Source organism: Stenotrophomonas sp. YJH_SMC_58 (assembly GCF_059369635.1).
Genome location: NZ_JCAFSW010000002.1, coordinates 349,186 through 368,290, shown reverse-complemented (window position 1 = coordinate 368,290; position 19,105 = coordinate 349,186). Strand labels below are relative to the sequence as shown.

At 67.4% G+C, this 19,105-nt stretch carries 16 protein-coding genes; 13 read left to right on the top strand and 3 right to left on the bottom strand.

The features are described from left to right. Window positions 1-11: 11 nt before the first annotated feature. Entirely contained in the window at window positions 12-1,628 is a 1,617-nt protein-coding gene (locus AC5P68_RS04120) for an EAL domain-containing protein (RefSeq protein WP_005412097.1), read from the bottom strand. 230 nt (window positions 1,629-1,858) lie between these two features. Here AC5P68_RS04120 and cycA point away from each other — a divergent pair, with 230 nt between their 5' ends. Together cycA and AC5P68_RS04110 are read left to right on the top strand one after the other, a co-directional pair. Then, window positions 1,859-3,232, top strand: coding sequence for a D-serine/D-alanine/glycine transporter (cycA, locus tag AC5P68_RS04115; RefSeq protein WP_049433473.1), 1,374 nt, complete (start codon window positions 1,859-1,861; stop codon window positions 3,230-3,232). A gap of 225 nt (window positions 3,233-3,457) precedes the next feature. Then, window positions 3,458-4,234: a lytic transglycosylase domain-containing protein gene (locus tag AC5P68_RS04110; RefSeq protein ID WP_049433474.1), complete on the top strand. Its 777-nt coding sequence runs from the start codon at window positions 3,458-3,460 to the stop codon at window positions 4,232-4,234. 48 nt (window positions 4,235-4,282) lie between these two features. Here AC5P68_RS04110 and AC5P68_RS04105 read toward each other — a convergent pair whose 3' ends face one another. Beyond that, on the bottom strand, window positions 4,283-5,803 hold the full coding sequence (locus AC5P68_RS04105; protein WP_414498177.1) for a tetratricopeptide repeat protein: 1,521 nt from the start codon (window positions 5,801-5,803) through the stop codon (window positions 4,283-4,285). Window positions 5,804-5,968: 165 nt separating this feature from the next. On the opposite strand from AC5P68_RS04105, the gene AC5P68_RS04100 reads away from it, so the two are divergent. Beyond that, entirely contained in the window at window positions 5,969-8,050 is a 2,082-nt protein-coding gene (locus AC5P68_RS04100) for an NHL repeat-containing protein (protein WP_414498178.1), read from the top strand. Here the strand turns inward: AC5P68_RS04100 and AC5P68_RS04095 are convergent. Further along, window positions 8,028-8,441: a YciI family protein gene (locus AC5P68_RS04095; protein WP_049403440.1), complete on the bottom strand. Its 414-nt coding sequence runs from the start codon at window positions 8,439-8,441 to the stop codon at window positions 8,028-8,030. The two genes, AC5P68_RS04100 and AC5P68_RS04095, sit on opposite strands and share 23 nt — an antisense overlap. A 726-nt stretch (window positions 8,442-9,167) precedes the next feature. Here AC5P68_RS04095 and AC5P68_RS04090 point away from each other — a divergent pair. From AC5P68_RS04090 to AC5P68_RS04045, 10 genes are all read left to right on the top strand, one after another. Further along, complete coding sequence (locus AC5P68_RS04090; protein WP_414498067.1) at window positions 9,168-9,581, top strand: YciI family protein; 414 nt, start codon at window positions 9,168-9,170, stop codon at window positions 9,579-9,581. A 67-nt stretch (window positions 9,582-9,648) separates the two neighbouring features. Beyond that, window positions 9,649-10,071: a VOC family protein gene (locus tag AC5P68_RS04085; RefSeq protein ID WP_065184047.1), complete on the top strand. Its 423-nt coding sequence runs from the start codon at window positions 9,649-9,651 to the stop codon at window positions 10,069-10,071. Between the two features lie 34 nt (window positions 10,072-10,105). Next, window positions 10,106-10,516 carry a VOC family protein gene (locus AC5P68_RS04080; protein WP_049395630.1) on the top strand — a complete coding sequence of 137 codons (411 nt, stop codon included), beginning with the start codon at window positions 10,106-10,108 and terminating at the stop codon, window positions 10,514-10,516. A gap of 24 nt (window positions 10,517-10,540) precedes the next feature. Beyond that, complete coding sequence (locus AC5P68_RS04075) at window positions 10,541-10,897, top strand: DUF1428 domain-containing protein (protein WP_005407889.1); 357 nt, start codon at window positions 10,541-10,543, stop codon at window positions 10,895-10,897. Window positions 10,898-10,942: 45 nt separating this feature from the next. Further along, a complete protein-coding gene (locus tag AC5P68_RS04070; protein WP_414498068.1) occupies window positions 10,943-12,205 on the top strand; it encodes an RNA polymerase sigma factor in 1,263 nt (420 codons plus the stop codon). Between the two features lie 107 nt (window positions 12,206-12,312). Then, window positions 12,313-13,509 carry a hypothetical protein gene (locus AC5P68_RS04065; RefSeq protein WP_033833696.1) on the top strand — a complete coding sequence of 399 codons (1,197 nt, stop codon included), beginning with the start codon at window positions 12,313-12,315 and terminating at the stop codon, window positions 13,507-13,509. Beyond that, on the top strand, window positions 13,500-14,600 hold the full coding sequence (locus tag AC5P68_RS04060) for a hypothetical protein (RefSeq protein WP_005407892.1): 1,101 nt from the start codon (window positions 13,500-13,502) through the stop codon (window positions 14,598-14,600). Before AC5P68_RS04065 ends, AC5P68_RS04060 begins: the two co-directional genes overlap by 10 nt. A gap of 97 nt (window positions 14,601-14,697) precedes the next feature. Then, window positions 14,698-15,375 carry a hypothetical protein gene (locus AC5P68_RS04055; RefSeq protein WP_005407893.1) on the top strand — a complete coding sequence of 226 codons (678 nt, stop codon included), beginning with the start codon at window positions 14,698-14,700 and terminating at the stop codon, window positions 15,373-15,375. 16 nt (window positions 15,376-15,391) lie between these two features. Beyond that, window positions 15,392-17,038 (top strand): CsgG/HfaB family protein, encoded by a 1,647-nt coding sequence (locus tag AC5P68_RS04050; RefSeq protein WP_033833697.1) that lies wholly within the window; start codon window positions 15,392-15,394, stop codon window positions 17,036-17,038. A 341-nt stretch (window positions 17,039-17,379) separates the two neighbouring features. After that, window positions 17,380-19,029: a M28 family metallopeptidase gene (locus AC5P68_RS04045; protein WP_033833698.1), complete on the top strand. Its 1,650-nt coding sequence runs from the start codon at window positions 17,380-17,382 to the stop codon at window positions 19,027-19,029. The last annotated feature ends 76 nt before the right edge of the window (window positions 19,030-19,105 follow it).

Genomic DNA, 19,105 nt, shown 5'->3' with positions numbered 1-19,105 from the left:
CGTTCGCCGTCCTACTCCACCCCCTCACGTTCGATCGGCACGCTGCGCGGATTCTGCATGTGCTCCCGCGCCGCGCCATAGCGCTGCTGCCGCTTGTGATGGAACGCCACGAACTCATCCCGTGGCAGCGGCCGCGAGAACAGCCAGCCCTGCGCGAACTCGACCTTCCGGGTATGCAGGTACGCCAGCTGTGCCTCGGTTTCCACGCCCTCGGCCACCACCCACAGGCCCAGCTCCTTGGCCATGTCGATGATGTGCGGCGTCACCGGGCTGGTCGCGCTCTCGGTGCCGATCGCATCGATGAACGACTTGTCGATCTTCAGCGCGTCAAGCGGCAGCTGCTCCAGGTACTGCAGGCTGGAGAAGCCGACGCCGAAATCATCAATGGCCACGCTGTGCCCGGCCCGACGTGCCTGTGCCAGCATCGTGCGGGCGCGGTCCAGATCGAGGAAGCCGCGCTCGGTGGCTTCCATCCAGATCTGTTGCGGCAGGATGCCGCTGCCGGCCATGTGCTTGGAGATCATCTTCAGCGCACGGCCGCTGCTGATGTCTTCGGCGGCCAGGTTGATCGCAATGTGCGCGCTGCGGTCGGCCACCAGCAGTTCGCGCATGTCGCGCACCACGTTCTCGATCACCAGATCGGTGACTGCGGCGATCATGCCGGCCTCTTCGGCCAGCGGAATGAACAGGTCCGGCCGCACCTGGGTGCCATCCGGGCGCTGCCAGCGCACCAGCGCCTCGGCGCCGACGCAGATGCCGGTATCCAGTTCGATGATGGGTTGATAGTGCAGGTACAGCTCGCGGCGGCGGATCGCCGTGGCCAGCTCGCCGCGCAGGGACAGGCGGCGACGCGACAGCCAGATCACCAGGCCGGCACCGATGGCGGCCAGCAGAACGCCGATCGGCACGAACAGCCAGGCCTGCTGGCGGAAGGTCGCGGCAAGCGCGGTACGCGGCGTGGTTGCGATCGCCAGCCACTCTTCGTTGCGCGCGGTGGCGTACAGGGTGTTGTGGTCCAGGCCCTCACCGGGCGCGCGCAGCAGGGTTTCCAGCAATGCCGGATCCATGCCGTCCTGCCTGGCCAGGAGGCGGCCGTCCGGGCTGGCCAGGGCAAGGCGCACGTTCGGGTCGGCGATGACATCGACGAAGCGGCGCGGATCGACCAGCACGTCGTAGTTGCCATACAGGATCGACAGGACCTGGCGCCGTCCGCTTGCCTCGGGGCGCACATCCACGGCGATGCCGGCGCCATCACTGGTGACGTGGTCGGACCTGGGCTGGTTGACGTCGGACAGGAACGGGCCCCACGACGTGCAGCGCAGCTTGCCACCCTCGAAGTAGCCCATCTGGTCGACCGACGGCGAGGTCATCACCAGCGTCTGCATGCGCCGGATGTGGTCCGGCCCGCACGGATCGTAGGCGCCGGCCTCGGCGGACTTCAACGCGGCCAGCGCTTCCAGGTAGGACTGGTCGGCGCGGCGCAGGGTGCGGCCGGCGATGTCGCGCAGGCGCTGCTGCTCGACACTGACCGCACGGTCCCAGGTGGCATAGGCCATCACCGCGATCGGCACGGCTGCGGCCAGCAGCGCCAGTGCGGTGCCGCCGATGATCACGCGCAGCCGGCTCATGGTTGGGGCTCCAGCGGGGCGGGCAGGGCAGGGCGCATGGTCGGGCCGATCCTTGGGCAGGTGCGGCTATCTGAGCATGGCGCCGGGCCGGGCGGAATGGGATGAATCCGGTATTCGGTCACATTGTGATGAAAGCGGCGAAGTTTGACGGGATTGGCCCATCCGGCGCTGGCGCTCCGGCCTGTGGAGGACTACCGTCGAACGCTTCGCCCGCCCTTTTGCCCGCGCCCATGACCGAGCCCGCAACGCCCCCCGAGCACCTGCGCCGCAGCCTGTCCAACCGCCACCTGCAACTGATCGCCATCGGTGGTGCCATCGGCACCGGCCTGTTCATGGGCTCAGGCAAGACCATCAGCCTGGCCGGCCCGTCCATCGTCTTCGTTTACCTGATCATCGGCGCGATGCTGTTCTTCGTGATGCGCGCGATGGGCGAGCTGCTGCTGTCCAACCTGCAGTACAAATCCTTCATCGATTTCTCCACCGATCTGCTCGGCCCCTGGGCCGGCTTCTTCTGTGGATGGACGTACTGGTTCTGCTGGATCGTCACCGCCATTGCCGATGTGATCGCCATTGCCGCCTACGCGCAGTTCTGGTTCCCCGGGCTTGACGCCTGGAAGCCGGCGCTGGCGTGCGTGATGCTGCTGCTGTCGCTGAACCTGGTGACGGTGAAGCTGTTCGGCGAAATGGAATTCTGGTTCGCGCTGATCAAGATCGTGGCGATCTGCGCGCTGATCATCACCGGCGCCGGCCTGGTGGCGTGGGGCTTCACCTCGCCCAGCGGCCACACGGCGTCGCTGTCGAACCTGTGGAACGACGGCGGCATGTTCCCGATGGGCCTGGTCGGTTTCTTCGCCGGCTTCCAGATTGCGGTGTTCGCCTTTGTCGGCATCGAGCTGGTCGGCACCACCGCCGCCGAAACCGCCGACCCCGAGCGCAACCTGCCCAAGGCGATCAACTCGATCCCGGTACGCATCATCATCTTCTACGTGCTGGCGCTGATCGCGATCATGGCCGTCACCCCGTGGCGTCAGGTGGTGCCGGACAAGAGCCCGTTCGTGCAGCTGTTCGTCCTTGCCGGCATCCCTGCCGCCGCCAGCCTGATCAATTTCGTGGTGCTGACCTCGGCAACGTCCTCGGCCAACAGCGGCATCTTCTCCACCAGCCGCATGCTGTACGGCCTGGCCGAAGAGGGCCATGCCCCGCGCGGGTTGTCGAAGTTGTCACGCGCCGCCGTGCCGGCCCGTGGCCTGCTGTTCTCGTGCCTGTGCCTGCTCGGTGGCACGCTGCTGATCTACCTGATTCCGAACCTGGTGACCGCCTTCACCCTGGTGACGACGCTGGCCACGGTGCTGTTCATCTTCGTCTGGTCGCTGATCCTGGTGGCCTACATGGCCTATCGCCGCCGCTACCCGGAACGCCACGCTGCGTCGATCTTCAAGATGCCCGGCGGTGTTGCCATGTGCTGGGCCTGCCTGGTGTTCTTCGCCGCCGTGCTGGTGCTGCTGAGCCTGCAGGCCGACACCCGCCAGGCGTTGATCGCCAGCCCGGTGTGGTTCGTGCTGCTGGGCGTGGGGTATTGGGTGCGTCGGAGGACCGCGAGATGACCGGGGATGCGGGGGCGGCAAGGCCGAAATCGGGAACGTCGGAAGCGTCGACTGTTAGTCGACTGCTCTCCCGTGGGCTTCCGGAAAACCCCGCGCTGCGCGCGATAGTCGACTGACAGTCGACTCTACCGCCGCCGGCGCCGGTGCCCGCGCGGGTGCAGGGCGCAGCCCTGCCGGCCCCCATTCACCCAACATTAGCGGGCGCGGCCGGATGATCCGGCCGCCATGTCCCGTCACCCGCTCCTGCTTGCGCTGTTGCTGCTGCCCAGCCTGTGGCCCGGGCTGGCCGCCGCGCGCACCGTCTACCGCTGCGTGCAGGGCAACACCGTCAGCCTGGCCACCGCGCCGGAACCCGGTTCACGCTGCACCCCGAAGGAAATCGACGACAACGCCATCCAGACCCCGAACCTGTGGGGCAACATGGGCGTGTTCAGCGGCGTGCTGTACGAGCGCGAGCAGGATGGCGCGCTGGTCTACTCCACCCGCAACCTGCCCGGCTCGCGGGTGTTCCTGAAGTTCACAGTGGCCACGCCGCCGGGCGAACCTGCCCACGAAGGCCTGGGCAAGGTCGGCAAGCCGCAGTTGGCGCAGCACGCCAAGCAGTTCAAGGCCGCGGCCAAGGCCACCGGTGTCGATGACGCATGGCTGCGCGCGATTGCCCATGCCGAAAGCAACTTCGATGCGCTGGCGGTCTCGACCAAGGGCGCACAGGGCGTGATGCAGTTGATGCCGGAGACCGCACAGGAATATGGCGTGCGCGATCCGTTCTCGCCGCAGCAGTCGATCGAGGGCGGCGCGCGCTACATGCGCGCGCTGCTGCGCCGCTACAACGGCGATCGCCCGTTGGCGGCGGCCGCCTATAACGCGGGCATCGGTGCAGTCACCCGCTACAAGGGCGTGCCGCCCTACGCCGAAACCCTGGCCTATGTGGACAAGGTGATGGCCCTGTACGCACGCTACCGCGAAGCGATGGGCATCCGTACCGAGGTGCCAGCCCGCTAGGCGGAAGGTGTAGTGCCGAGCCCACGCTCGGCGCCACAGAAAATCGGCTCAGCGCGAAGTGGAAGCGCTGACCAGGTCGTAGCGCTCAATGCGGCCGACGCGTGCCACCTCGGCCTGCACGTCGGCGCGCTGCTTCAGCGCACGCCAGGCCGCATCGATCTTCACGTCACCGGGCAGCGAGGGGTAGGTGCGCATGTCCTGCAGGGAGGCCAGCGCCTCGCCACGGTCGGTGGGGGAGCGCAGCTGTTCGATCAGCACGGCAGCGGCGCCGTCCAGGTTGCCTTCGTCCAGCAGCATCTCGCGATGGAACAGGCGTGCGTCGTCGCGCTGGGCAAGGATCACCGAGCGGGCGGCTTCCACTGCCTGGGCATCGCCGCGTTCGCGGGCGGCAGCGAACTGCAGCAGTGCCTGGGCCGCCTTGCCGTAACCGGCCAGGCCTGGCATGTCATTCACTGCGGCAGCAGCGTCCTGCATGCGGCCCAGCGAACTGAGCACGAAGCCGACGTTGAACTGGTGCTCGGCACCATCCGGGCCCAGCGCACCGATGCGTGCGGCCAGCCTGGCTGTGGCCAGCGCATCGTCGGTACGGCCCAACCGGCGCAGCGCCGTAAGCCGGCTGTTGAGCAGCCATGCCACCCATTCGGCTTCCGCCGCCGAGGGCGACTCACCTTCGGCCGCCGCACCGGCCATGCCATCGGTCAGTGCCAGCACTTCCTCGTTGCGGTCCAGCATCAGCAGCGTACTGCTGAACTCGGCCATGCGTGCGTCCAGCGCCCGGTCGAGCAGGCCGGAGACCCGCAGTTCGTCGAGGTGTTTCTGTGCAGCCTGCACCGGATCGAAGCGGGCATCGGCGCGGTCGACATAGCGATCAAACCGCTTGTCACTTCGCAGGCGGATGATCTCGGCGGGGCCGGCGATGCGCGCCAGCGTGGCGGGAATCCTGTCGCCACGGCCGTTGTCGGCCTGCAGCGTGGCCAGCGCCAGCCACAGCCCGGTGGGTTCCAGGCCGCCGCTCTTCCAGCCGTTGTCGAACAGCGCCTGCAGCAGTTCCATGCGCTGCTGGGGCTGGTCCCGCAGGCGGAACTGCAGGTAGTTGATCGCGTGGTGGTCCACCGGCAACGGCGCGTCGGCATGCTTCAGCGCCTGCACCAGGTGCTTCGTGGCAGGTGCCGGTTGGTTCTCGGACAGTTCCACCGAGACCAGGGTCAGCAGTATCTGCGCGTCGTCCGGCAGTGCTTCCTGTGCGCGCTGCAGGTAGCGGCGCGCCTGGTCCGGCTTCTTCTGCACCATTGCGGTCCAGCCGGCCACCTGCGCGGCGCGGCCGCGGTGTTCGGCATCGAAGTCATCCAGCATCGGATCTTCCATCAGCCGTTCCATCGCGATCAGCGCGCCCAGCGTGTTGCCACTGCGCGACTGCTGGATGGCTTCATCCCATCGCGTGGCATAGGCCTGGTGCATCGCATCGGCGGTGACGGACGGCTTCTGCGGTACCACCGTGATCGAAGCAGTGGCGGATGTGCTGGCCAATGCGGCAATCAGCAGGGCGGCGACGGGGAGGATGCGGGGCATGGAGGATTTCCATCCGTGGGAACCGCATTGAACCCGCTGCAGCCAGCGAGAACAAGCGCGGTGGATGGAACTCTGGCGTTTGACCGCACGATTGACCATGGCGGATCGTGCGTTCAGCGACTATTGTCGGTGCCTCTTCGGACAGCAGGCAGGCAGCGCAGCACGATGGCACGGTGGCAATGGATGGCGGCAGGCGTAGCATTGGCGACGGTAGTGGCATTGGCCGCAACCTGGTGGGAGACACCGCTGCATACGCTGGCTGAACCGGCGGGTCCGGTTCCAACGCCGCTGGCGTGGACCGCGCAGATCGAACCGCTGGCCGGCGATGGCCACCCGGGTGACCGCGATGGCGCGTCCGCGCAGGCACGCTTCGCCGATCCCTATGCGTTGCTGCGCAGTGCCGATGGCAGTGTCTATTTCACTGATGCCGGTGATAACAACCGGATCCGTCGCCGCCTGCCCGATGGCCGCGTCGAAACGGTGGCCGGGCAGGGCGAGGGGCGCGTTGATGGCCCGGCACTGCAGGCCAGTTTCAACACGCCTTCGGGCATTGCCGCCGACGCGCAGGGCAACCTGTATGTGGCCGACACCGGCAACCATGCCATCCGCCGCATCGGCACCGACGGCCAGGTGACCACGCTGGCCGGTGGTGAACAGGGCCACGTTGATGGACCTGCCGCGCAGGCGCGCTTCGATGCGCCGATGGGCATCGCAGTGGATGCGCAGGGCCAGGTCTACGTGGCCGATACCTTCAATGACCGCATCCGGGTGATCGGTACCGATGGCAACGTGCGCACACTGGCCGGTGGCGATCGGCCGGGCCTGGCCGATGGCACGGGCGCCGCTGCGCGCTTCGATACGCCGGTGGCACTGGCCTTCGACGCGCAGGGCGCGTTGCTGGTGGCCGACCTGTTCAACAACGCGGTGCGCCGCGTCGGTGCCGATGGCACGGTAAGCACCGTGGTCGCCGCCGGTGGCGTGATCAATGGGCCGATGTCGCTGGCCACCACCCACGATGGCGTGCTGTACGTGGGCGATCTTGATGGCCGCATCGTGCAGGTGACGCCGCAGGGCCACCAGATCGCGCTGGTCGGCAATGGCCGACTGCCGCGCCTGGCCCGCCCAAGCGGGCTGGCGATGGATGCCGATGGCAGCGTGCTGGTGGCCGACGCCGCCAGCTACCGCCTGCATCGCCTGCGCCCGCTGCCGGTGGGCGAACTGCCGGCACCGGCACTGGTCGGCCCGGCTGCCGATGCGGCGTTGCCGGAGACGGGCGGCCGCTGGCCGCTGGCACCGCAGGACGGCTGGCATGAAGTGGTCGGTACGTTGGGTGAGGTGCGCGGCAACTTCACCGGCGAGAGCCGCCACCACCTGCATGGCGGTTTCGACGTGCGCGGTGATGTGGGCCAGACCGTACTGGCGATTGCCGAGGGCAAGATCAGCAGCCCGGTGGCCGCCTGGAACCTGGGTGAGCAGGCCGAGGGCCTGGCGGTGGACCGCCTCAAGTACATCCACATGCGCGTCGGCCGCACCCCGCGCGATGAGCCCTACGATGCGCGCTGGCAGGCGTTGTATGACGAGCAGGGCAAGCTGGAGCGGATGCGCGTGCGGCGCGGCATGCGCATTCACGTCGGCGATCGCCTGGGTAGCATCAACAACCAGGCGCATGTGCACCTGGCCGTCGGCACCGGTGGTTTCGAGACCAACGCCGTGGCACTGGGCTTCCAGAACTACGCCGACCACTTCGCACCGCGCATCACCGATGTGGCGTTGCTGGACGACAACGACCAGCCGATGGCCGCAGGCAGCGATGGCGTGGTGATGGTGGCGCGCCAGGGACGCGGTGTGCAGATCGTGGTCGAAGCCTGGGACCAGGTCGACAACAACCTGCCGCGGCGGCGCCTGGGCATGTACCAGGTGGGTTACCAGATTCTCGATGCGGGCGGCCAACCGCTGCAGGGCTACGAGCAGCCACGCTGGAACATCGTGTTCAACCGCATGCCGCCGCAGCGGGAAGCGGTGCGCGTGGCCTACGCACCGGACAGCGGCATCACCGTGCATGGCAGCGCGGTGACCCGCTTCCGCTACCTGGCCACCAACACCGTGCGCGATGGCCTGATGGAAACCGGACGCTGGCAGCCGGCGGCGCTGCCGCCGGGCGAGTACATCGTGCGCGCCAGCGTGCGCGACTACAGCGGCAATGAAGGCATCGGCCCGCGCGAGATCAGGGTACGGCTGCTGCCGTAGCCGCAGCCGCAGCCGGCGCGCCGCAGCGTTCGCGCTCGGCGTCCATGTCTTCCAGCGGCCGCACTTCGATGCTGCCGAAGCGTGCCCAAGGGAAGTCGCGGGCGATGCGCATGGCTTCGTCGCGGTCGCGGGCGACGATCAGGTTGAAGCCGGCCAGCAGTTCGCGGGTTTCGGCGAAGGGGCCATCCAGTACGCGGCTGTGGCCATCACGCACGCGCAGGGTCTGCGCGGTGTCGACCGGCTGCAGCTTCTGCGCGGCCAGCAGCGTGCCTTCGGCCTGCAGCTTGTCGGCATGGGCCAGGCAGTCGCGCATCAGCGCATTGAATTCTTCGATGGGCAGGGCCTGCAGCAGGGCAGGCTCGATGTAGATCAGAAGAAGATACTGCTGCATGGCACGGTCCTGGCGGGGGCGGGGTGTCCATGATCGCGCAGGATTGCGCGTGGGCATGTTGCAGCGCGGGAGGCGGCGCCTTCGGCGGGGATCGGCGAACGGCGGAGCCCCTCCGTGGTGGGGTTGGGTTGGTCGCTGAAAGCTGGTTCCTGGCGGTTGGCCGGGCGGGTAGGCGGGTCGGGGGACGCCGTAAACCCGTCCATGGGGGCTTGGCCGCGGCATCCATGCCGCGGACACCCCCGCCCCGCCTACCCACCCGGCCTTGGACAGATCTCTGCAGCTGATCCACCACGGAAAATCACAAACAAGAGCAAAAGCGGATCGCTTCGCTCGCAAAGCCGAGGCCGCCAGCCAATCGCCGTTGTTTTTGCTTTTGCTTTTGCCTTTTTTCTTGATCTTCCCGTGGTGCGTGCCGGAGGCAGGAAACTGTCCAAGGTCGGGTGGGGAGGCAGGGCAGGGGCGTGAGCCGCATGGATGCGGCGACCGAGCTTACATGGACGTACTTGCAGCGTCCCCTGCCCTGCCTCCTCACCCGGCCAAACCCATGAACCCGAGCTTTCAGCGACCAACCCACCCCACCACGGAGGGGCTCCGCCGTTCGCCGACCCTCGCCGAAGGCGCGCCTTCCACGGAAGAAAAAATTTCCAACAGACGTGTCGATTCCCAGCCCCTTGCTTCGTTGTACCCAGTGAAGGGCACGCACCACGCGTCCCACGGGAGACAGCAATGAAAGTGATGGTGATCGTGAAGGCCAACGCCGAATCCGAAGCCGGCCGCATGCCCAGCGAACAGGAATTGTCCGAAATGGGCGCCTTCAACGAACAGCTCGTGGCCGCCGGCATCATGCTGGCCGGTGAAGGCCTGCACGCCACCCAGCGCGGTCGCCGCATTCACTTCGGCAGCGGCGCACCCAGGGTCGAGGCCGGTCCGTTCGGCCCCGCCGGCGACCAGATCGCCGGCTTCTGGCTGTGGGACGTGCGCTCGCTGGACGAGGCCGTTGAATGGGCCAGCCGCGCGCCGTTCAACAGTGGCGGCACGCTGGAGCTGCGCCCGCTGATTTCCGCCGAAGACTTCGGTGAAGCCTTCACCCCCGACTTACAGCAGCAGGAACAGCGTCTGCGTGCACAGCTGGAAGGTTGACCCGATTCATCTCCCTGCCGGGCACGACCCGGCACTACTGCCCTGAACCGCACAACGGAGTATTGCCATGAAACTGATTCCCTTCCTCGGCTTCAGTGGCCAGGCCCATGAGGCGATGGCGTTCTACGCCAAGGCACTCGGTGGCCAGGTCACTTCGGAAATGAAATACCGCGACATGCCGCCCTCCGATGGCTCACCGGGCTGCAACGAGATGCCGCTGGAAACCCTGGACCACGTCGCGCACAGCCAGCTGGAGATCGGCAGCGCCATCGTGATGGCGGCCGACGGTCCCGGCGGCGGCGAGGGTGGCTCGACCACCATCAATGTCGACGTCGACAGCATCGAAGAAGCCGAACGCGTGTTCGCTGCACTGGCCGAGGGTGGCCAGGTGCAGATGCCGATTGCCGAAACGTTCTGGGCCCACCGCTGGGGCATGCTGATCGACCGCTACGGCAAGCCGTGGATGGTCAACTGCATGAAGCAGCCCTGATCCCCCTTTTTGTCATCCACAAGGAGCTTCACCGATGAGTGCACCGCAACCGCAGATGATCTTCGTCAACCTGCCTGTGCAGGATCTCAACGCATCCAAGGCCTTCTTCGCCGCGCTGGGCTACAGCTTCAACCCGACCTTCACCAATGACGATGCGGCCTGCATGGTCATCAGCGAGAGCATCTTCGTGATGCTGCTGACCCAGCCGTTCTTCAAGCAGTTCACCAACAAGGCGATTGCCGATGCGCACAGCCACACCGAGGTGATCACCTGCCTGTCGGCCGACAGCCGCAAGGCGGTGGACGTGATGGTGGACAAGGCGCTTGCGGCGGGCGCCAGCGAACCGCAGCCGGCGCGCGACTACGGCTTCATGTACCAGCGCGGCTTCCAGGACCTGGATGGCCATCTCTGGGAAATCGCACACATGGACGGCGAGCCGGGCTGACGGCCGCCGCAAGGGAGAACCCTCATGGCTTACGTGGATGCTTACGTGCTGCCGTGCCCACAGGACAAGGTGGCGGCCTACCGCCGCCTTGCCCGCAAGGCCGGTGCGGTGTGGAAGGACCATGGCGCGCTGCAGTACATGGAATGCGTGGCTGACGATGTGGAACCGGGCAAGAGCACCTCGTTCCCGCGTGCGGTCAAGGCAAAGCCCGGCGAAACGGTGATCGTCGCCTTCGTGGTGTTCCGTTCGCGCGCGGCGCGCGACCGCATCAACGCCAGGGTAATGGCCGACCCGCGGCTGGCGTCGCTGGGCCCGAAGGACATGCCGTTCGATACCAGGCGCATGTTCTGGGGTGGCTTCAAGCCGATTGTTGAAGCGTGAGCTGTGGCGCTTGTGCGGGCCGGGCCTGCGTGCTGTGATCGGCGCATGCCCGATCCCGCACTGACGCAGCGTCTGGAAACCCTCTGGCGGATGGAGTCGCCGGTGTTGATCGCGCGCCTGGCGCGGCTGCTCGGGGGCGATGTCGGCCGTGCCGAGGAGCTGGCCCAGGACACCTGGCTGGCCGCGCTGGAGCGCTGGCCGGAACAGGGCATCCCGGACAACCCCGGAGCCTGGCTGATGACCACTGCGCGCAACCGTGCCATCGATGTGCTGCGCCAACACCAGCGGGTGGCGCAGCAGCATGCGCAGTGGGGCGAGGAACTGCACCCAGCGGCGCTGCCGGCACCGGATGACAGCCAGGCGCTGGAGGATGACCTGGGTGACGATCTGCTGCGGTTGATGTTCGTGGCCTGCCATCCGGTGCTGCCGGCCGATGCGCGGGTGGCACTGACCCTGCGCCTGCTCGGTGGCCTGACCACCGTCGAGATCGCACGTGCGTTCCTGCAGCCCGAGCCGACCATCGCCCAGCGCATCGTGCGCGCCAAGCGCACCTTGGCGCAGAAGCAGGTGCCCTATGAGGTGCCGCGCGCGGACGCGATGCCCGAGCGGCTGGCTTCGGTGCTGGAGGCGATCTACCTGGTCTTCAATGAAGGTTACGCGGCCAGCGCCGGCGATGACTGGATGCGTCCGGCGCTGTGCGAGGAAGCACTGCGGCTCGCACGCATCCTGGCGCACCGGCTGCCGGTGCCGCCGGTGCTGGGCCTGCTGGCACTGATGGAACTGCAGGCATCGCGTGCTGCGGCACGGACCGACGCGCAGGGCGCGCCGGTGCTGCTGGACCAGCAGAACCGCGCGCGCTGGGACTGGCTGCAGATCGAACGCGGGCAGCAGGTGCTGGCCCGCGCGCTGGCCGCCGGTGGTGCTGATGATCCCTATGTGCTGCAGGCGCGCATCGCCGCCTGCCATGTGGCTGCGCGTCGGGCTGAAGCCACCGACTGGCCACGTATCGCTTCGCTCTATACCCAGTTGCTGCAGGTGATGCCTTCGCCGGTTGTCGCTTTGAATCGGGTCGTGGCGGTGCTGCGCAGCGAGGGCGCGTTCGCTGCGTGGGCACAACTGCAGCCGCTGCTGGTGGATGCACGTCTGCGCGACTATGCCCCTCTGGAGGTCGTCCGCGCGGAGATACTACAGGCGCTGGGGCGCGACCTCGACGCACGTCACGCTTTTGCCGAAGCCGCCAGACTCAGCCAGAACCAGGCGGAGCGGGGCCTGCTGCGCCAACGGGCCGGACTGCCGCCCCAGGAGTGACTGCGACGAACGCAGCACTTGTCGGCAGGCGCCTGAGCGGCTATGTTTCGCGCCCAGCGGACGCATCAGCGTCCGCATTCCGTGCGTATTGACCGAGGAGCGGTTGGATGTATTCAAGGACGAAGAGCGCATCGCGCGCTTTTGCGCGCCTGCTTGCCTGTGCCCTGTGCCTGGCCGTGTGGCCGATGGCCGCGCAGGCGGCTGACAAATCGCAGCAGGCCTACTGGGCCGGTTTTGCCTATACCGCGGATGCCGCTGCCGTGCAGGCGACCACGCCGCATGCGCATGCCGTGCTGGAAAAGCGCGGCCTGATCCCGCTGAACCAGACCCTGGCGCAGGCGCTCAAGCGCCGGCCGCCGGCGAACCTGGAGCTGATCGACCAGCCGGTGGCGATGCTCGACGGCACCACCAGCGCGACGGTGCTGGCCGCCGCACTGGACCGCGAACTGGTCTCGGTCGAGCCGATCGGCAACCAGTACAAAGTGCTGGTGGAAGTGGCCCTGCAGGCACTGTTCTTCGATTTCCGCGAGCGCCAGGTGATCGCGTCCTATCCGCTGACCCTGCAGCGCATCGACGTGCAGGATTACCGGCCGGACAACGACGATATCGACGCGATCGTCGCCGATCTGCTGTACGGCAGCGCCGATACCAGCCTGTCGCAGGTGCTGGCCGCCAGTCTCGCCCAGGCCAAGCTGCCCGATGCCGCCGTGCGTCGCCTGCAGGTCGGTGGCGTAACCCTGTCCGACGCGGTCCGCGCCAAGCTGCCCGACCCGAAGTGGGAAACCCCGCTGCGCGCCACGCTGGCCCATGAACTGTCCAAGACGCTGTCGTCCAATACCGGCGTCGGCCTGCTGCCGCCGGCCTCGGGCCAGGCGATCGGTGGTGCGATGGCCGCCCGCTTTGCCGACGGCAAGGTCTACCAGCTGAAGATCCCCGAGCCGGACTACGTCATCACTGTGCAGGTCGATGCGCTGAAGAACGGCGTCATCAATGAAACCCCGGCGATGAAGACGATGCTGTTCGGCGCGTTCTTCACCGCCAAAGTGACCGAGCCCTTCTCCGGCAAGGTCTATTTCGAACAGCCGCTGCGCAAGGGCGCCACCAAGGTGGTGCCGGTGACGCAGTGGCAGGTCGACCAGTGGTCGGCCAGCTACGAAACCCTGCTGGCCGGCTTCGATGCCTTCGCCGGCGCCGCCGCCAAGCGTGCTGATTCGCGCGCATGGCTGGACGAACAGAAGCCGGGCGGCCGCCCGTTGCAGCAGCAGACCCAAGCCCTCCAGGAGTTGATCAAGTCATGTCGTTGATGCGTACCATACTGCTCATCCTCATCGCGCTGGTGGTGGCCTCGCCGGTCGCCGCGCAGACCGCGAGTTCGCGCGGTACCGGTTCGGCCAGCTACGGCCTGCGCCTGAGCGCCGACACCCGCGCCCAGGCCCTGAACAAGGCCAAGGTCAATGCACTGGAGGCGTACATCGCTGAAACCGGTGCGGCCAAGCTGCGCCTGTTCGAAGCCCGCCGCGCCGAGTTCATCGGCGAGATCGACCGTTATGTGCTCAGTGCCGTACCGCTGTCGGACACCGAAGACAAGAAGGCCAAGACCTACACCGTCACTGTCCGCGCCGAGATCAACACCACGCTGCTGCAGACCAAGCTGGACGCAGGTTCGGCCGTGGCCGGTGCCACCGCCGCGCAGCGTTCGCTGCTGACCTTCCTGTTCATGGCACGCTCGCAGGACACCGTGCAGTCGTTCCAGGACAAGGAATACCGTCGCGTCGACGCCAGCAGCAGCTACAGCGAGAACACCCGTGAAGGCGACAGCTTCCGTGGCAACTCGGTCAGCACCAACGGCAGCATCAACCAGAACGGTTCGGTGTCGGTCACCAGCGGTGGCAGCACCACCCAGCGCAGCGACAACATCAGCTGGAAGGTGGCCAACGCCGCTGAAGTGAACACCGCGATGACCGGTGCCTTCAGCGCCGCCGGCTACGAAGTGGTTGAAGCCGAGTACGTGGAAGGCGAATCGCGCGGCCTGCTGAGCATCGAGCGCATCCGCAAGGACTTCAGCACCGGCAACGACCTGTCTGCCGCCACCCTGCGCGATACCGCCAACGGCATCCGAGCGGCCAACATCCCCTACATCGCCGTCGGTACCCTCGACGTCGGCATGCGCGACCGCGATCCGGCCAGCGGCAACACCCGCGTGTTCGTCACGGTCACCGGCAAGGTGCTGGACGTGACCGGTCGTTTCCCGCGCACCGTGTCGTCGGTGGGCCCGGTGCAGTTCTCCGGCACCGGCCCGAATGAAACCGTGGCCCGTACCAATGCCCTGCAGCTGGCTGCCGAGAAGGCCGCCCAGCAGATGATCAACGAACTGAACGTCAAGGCAGTCCGCTGATACGCCACCCGGTGGGTGCCGAGCTCGCTCGGCATCGCGCTGGGGTTACCGATTCCCACGTGCCGCTTCGCGGCCGTCTCTCCCAAAGGACACTCATATGATCCGCAATACCGCTCTTGTCGTGGCCATCGCTGCCGCCACCCTGTCGATGCCGGCCCACGCGGGCCTGGGCAAGCTGAAGGACCTGGCCGGTGCCGCCACCGGCACCTCCAGCAGCAGCGCCTCCAACGCCGCCGCTCCGGACGAAGCCGCGCAGGAAGCGCTGGTGCGTCGTTTCGTCAGCTCGCAGTCGCACTCGCTGCAGGCCCAGACTTCGTTCGCCCGCGCCTTCGGCCTGGCCGAGCAGGTGCAGCTGCTGGAAGCCGAGCGCCAGGCGCTGTCGTCGGGTTCGGTCAGCGTCGATGCGATGAAGAAGTCGGTGTCGGTCAGCGAAGCTGCGCAGGCCGCGATCAACGAGCGCCAGGCCGCTCAGCCGGAACTGAACGCTGAATCCAAGCAGCACTACGCCGAAGGCCTGGTCTCGCTGCTGGCGTCGGCAGCCGAAGCACAGAAGCTGGGCGGCGAAGCCAGCAGCTTCACCGCCGGCATGAAGAACCTGGGCGCGACCCAGCTGGCCACCGTTGGCCGCAAGCTGGCAGCGGGCGCATGGGTGGCCAAGGAATCGCCGGGCTTCATCCAGGGCTTGTACGGTTCGACCAAGTCGGCCGTGACCTTCGCCAGGAAGAGCAAGGTGAAGGTGCCGTCCAACGCCGACTCGATGCTCGACTCGATCTGATCCGAGGCGAATCTCCATGCGTATGACAACCCGTTTGATCGGCCTGGGCCTGGCCGCCGCGCTGCTTGCAGCCTGCGGCAAGCAGGACACCCCGGCCGCCGCGCCCGCCAAGGACAAGGCAACCAGTGCACTGGCCAGCAATGCGCCAGTGGAAGCAGCGCCCCTGCGTGGCACGCCGGATTTCGGCGGCACCACCCAGGTCGCGCGCGAAGCCGACGGCATCGGCAGCACCCCGGAACTGGCGGTGCTGGCGGCGCTGCAGTCGGCCGTGGCGCAGGTCAACGGCGTACGCGTGGCCAGCCAGATGCAGGGCCTGCGCGCAGGCCTGCATGTGGATGTGGATGGCGAACACGTCGGCGATATCCGCGCCGACGCGTTCACCCAGCAGATGATCGCCGGCTCGCAGGGCGCGGTGCTGGGCTATGAAATCCTGTCGCAGGATGAAGTGCGGCAGCTGGACGAGGAAACCATCGCCCGCGTGCGCGCCAGCGATGAAGGCTGGAGCTTCAAGGGCTCGGCGTCGGCCACTGCGTCCGGCGAAGCCTCGGCCAAGAGCGGTTCGGCCTCGGCCAGCGTCAGGGAAAGCTACGACGAGAAGGTCAGCGTCGATGCCAAGCGTGGTGCAAGCTCGTTCGATTCCGACGTGACCCACCGCAGCATGCGCAGCTACTGGAAGGTGCGCGTGCGTGCACAGATCGCCCAGTACCGCGCACCGGACGAACAGGGCAAGCCGAAGATCGTGGTTGCACTGCCGCGCACCAAGGCCGGCAGCTACGCCGTAGGCGATGGCCGCGTGGATGCCGATGAAGTGGCCGACGCGATCCGTGCGCGCCTGTCCGACACGCTGACCCAGACCCAGCGCTTCATCGTGCTGGACCGCGAGTTCGGCGACGAACTGCAGGCCGAGATCGACCACATCAACAGCGGCAACGTGCGCCTGCAGGACACCGCGCGCGTGGGCCAGCAGCTGGCGACCGATCTGATCCTGATACCGACCATCGAACGCTTCGAGTACCCGCGCAGCGTGCGCAACCTGCGCATGTCCGACCGCCAGGTGACCTCGTACTCCGGTGGCGGCCGCATCACCCTGCGCCTGATCAACGCCACCACCGGCCAGGTGGTGATGTCCGACAGCTTCGACCACCAGCTGGCCTCGACCGGCCCCAGCACCCTGCCGCGCGTGGTCAACGGCCGCAACATGGCCGCGGCGATGATGGAATCGCTGTCGGGCCAGATCGGCACCAGCATCGTCACCACGCTGTTTCCGGTGTCGGTGGTCTCGGTGGACGGTGACCAGGTGGTGCTGAGTCAGGGCGGTGACACCGTGCAGGCCGGCCAGCGCTGGCAGGCCGTGCGCCTGGGCGAAGAACTGAAGGACCCGCAGACCGGCCGCTCGCTGGGCCGCAGCGAACACCCGTGCTGCACCATCCGCATCGACCGCGTCGCTGCACAGACCTCGTACGGCACCATCGAAGACGGCGTCGACGCGATGCGCGGCGGTTTCCGTCCGGGCCAGATCGAACTGCGCCAGAAGCTGGGCAGCAAGCCGGCCGCCGCCGCCGCAGGTGCGACTGCCTCGGCCGCTCCCGCAGCTGCCGCACGCCCGGCCGCCAAGCCGAAGCCCAAGCCCGCTGCCACGCCGGCCGAAGACCCGAACTGGTAACAGGCTCAAGCAACACACCGATGGGGTCAGATCCCTTTCCCGCCGGGAAAGGGATCTGACCCCTTCTTGTTTCAGTCCGTGTCGACCAAGGTCGACACCCACCAACAGCAGCGGGAAGCTGTCGAAGGCGGGATGGGGCCGATTGCGGGGGTGTCCGCGGCATGGATGCCGCGGCCAAGCCCCCAAGGACGGGTTTGCGGCGTCCCCCGCAACCGGACCCACCCCGCCATCCCACCGAATGCCTGCTTCTGCTGTTGCTGTTGCCCTGGCATCGGCAGGTGCAGGGCGCAGCCCTGCCGAATCCCATTACACTCCAGAAGGATTTCCTGCTGGAGAGAGCAATGAAACGAGTAGTACTGGGCGTGCTGGCTCTGTCGGTGTCGAGCGCACTGATGGCGGCGACCCCGAAATTCGATGGCGCGCGGATCTCCGCCGACGTCAAGGAACTGGCCTCCGACGCCTACGAAGGCCGCTCCCCGGCCACCGCCGGCGAAGAAAAGACCATCGCCTTCCTCAGCAAGCAGTTCGCCGACGCCGGCCTGCAGCCGGGCGGTGACCTCAAGGACGGCAAGCGCCTGTGGACCCAGGCCGTGCCGCTGCGCAAGGGGGACATCGTCGGCGCGCCGCAGTTGGCATTGCACCAGGGCGGCAAGACCCTGCCGCTGGAACAGGGCAAGCAGATTGCCGTGCGCGCCGCCATGAACGGGGCCAGCAACGTCGACATCAGCAAGGCCCCGCTGGTGTTCCTCGGCTACGGCGTGAAGGCCCCGGAGCGCAACTGGGACGACTTCAAGGGCGTGGACCTGAAGGGCAAGATCGCCGTCGTGCTGATCAACGACCCGGACTTCGAGACCGGCCAGGGTGACTTCGACGGCAAGGGCATGACCTACTACGGCCGTTGGACCTACAAGTACGAAGAAGGCGCCCGCCAGGGCGCGCTGGGCGTGCTGATCGTGCACGAGACCGCACCGGCGTCGTATGGCTGGGCGACCGTGGCCGGCTCCAACACCAACACCATGTTCGATGTGGTGCGCGACAACCCGGCCGACAGCCACCCGCTGCTGGAAGGCTGGATCCAGCGCGACCTGGCCGTTGAGCTGTTCCGCTCGGCCGGGCAGGATTTCGAGGCGCTGAAGAAGAAGGCGCAGCAGCGCGACTTCACCCCGGTGCCGCTGACCGGCGCCAGCTTGGACGCGAAGTACGCGGTGAAGACCGAAGTGATCACCTCGCACAACGTGGCCGCGCGCCTGGAAGGCAGCCGCCACCCGGACGAGACCATCGTCTACAGCGCGCATTGGGACCACATCGGCGTGGGCGAGCCCGACGCACGTGGCGACCGCATCTTCAATGGCGCACTGGACAACGCCAGTGGCACCGCCTCGCTGATCGAACTGGCCCGTGGCTTCGCCAAGGCCAAGCGTCCGGAGAGGTCAGTGCTGTTCCTGGCGGTCACCGCCGAGGAAAAGGGCCTGCTGGGTTCGGAGTACTACGCCACCCATCCGCTGTATCCGCTGGAGAAGACCGTGGCGGTGATCAACATGGACGGCATGGCGCCGTTCGGGCCGTCACGTGACTTCGGCATCTACGGTGCCGCGCGTTTCGAGCTGCTGGACCAGCTGAAGGACGTGGCCAAGGGCTGGGATATCCGCTACACCCCGGACCCGAAGCCGGAAGCCGGCCTGTTCTTCCGCTCCGATCACTTCCCGTTCGCCAAGCGTGGCGTGCCGGCGCTGTCGTGGTCGGCCGGCCAGGACTGGGTGGACGGTGGGGTGGCCGCAGGCAAGAAGGCCTCCGAGGACTACACCGCCAAGCGCTACCACCAGCAGGGCGACGAATGGCAGCCGGACTGGGTGTTCGCCGGTGCCGCCCGCGACCTGGAAGTGCTGTACACGCTCGGCAACCAGCTGGCCAACACGCGCAGCTGGCCGAACTGGAGCAAGGACGAATCGTTCCGCGCCGTGCGTGATGCCAGCGCCGACCAGCGCAAGTAAGGGCATGCGCCGGGTTCGCCCGGCGCCTCCCGGGTAGTGCCGGCCGCTGGCCGGCATCCCTGTGATGCATGCGGAG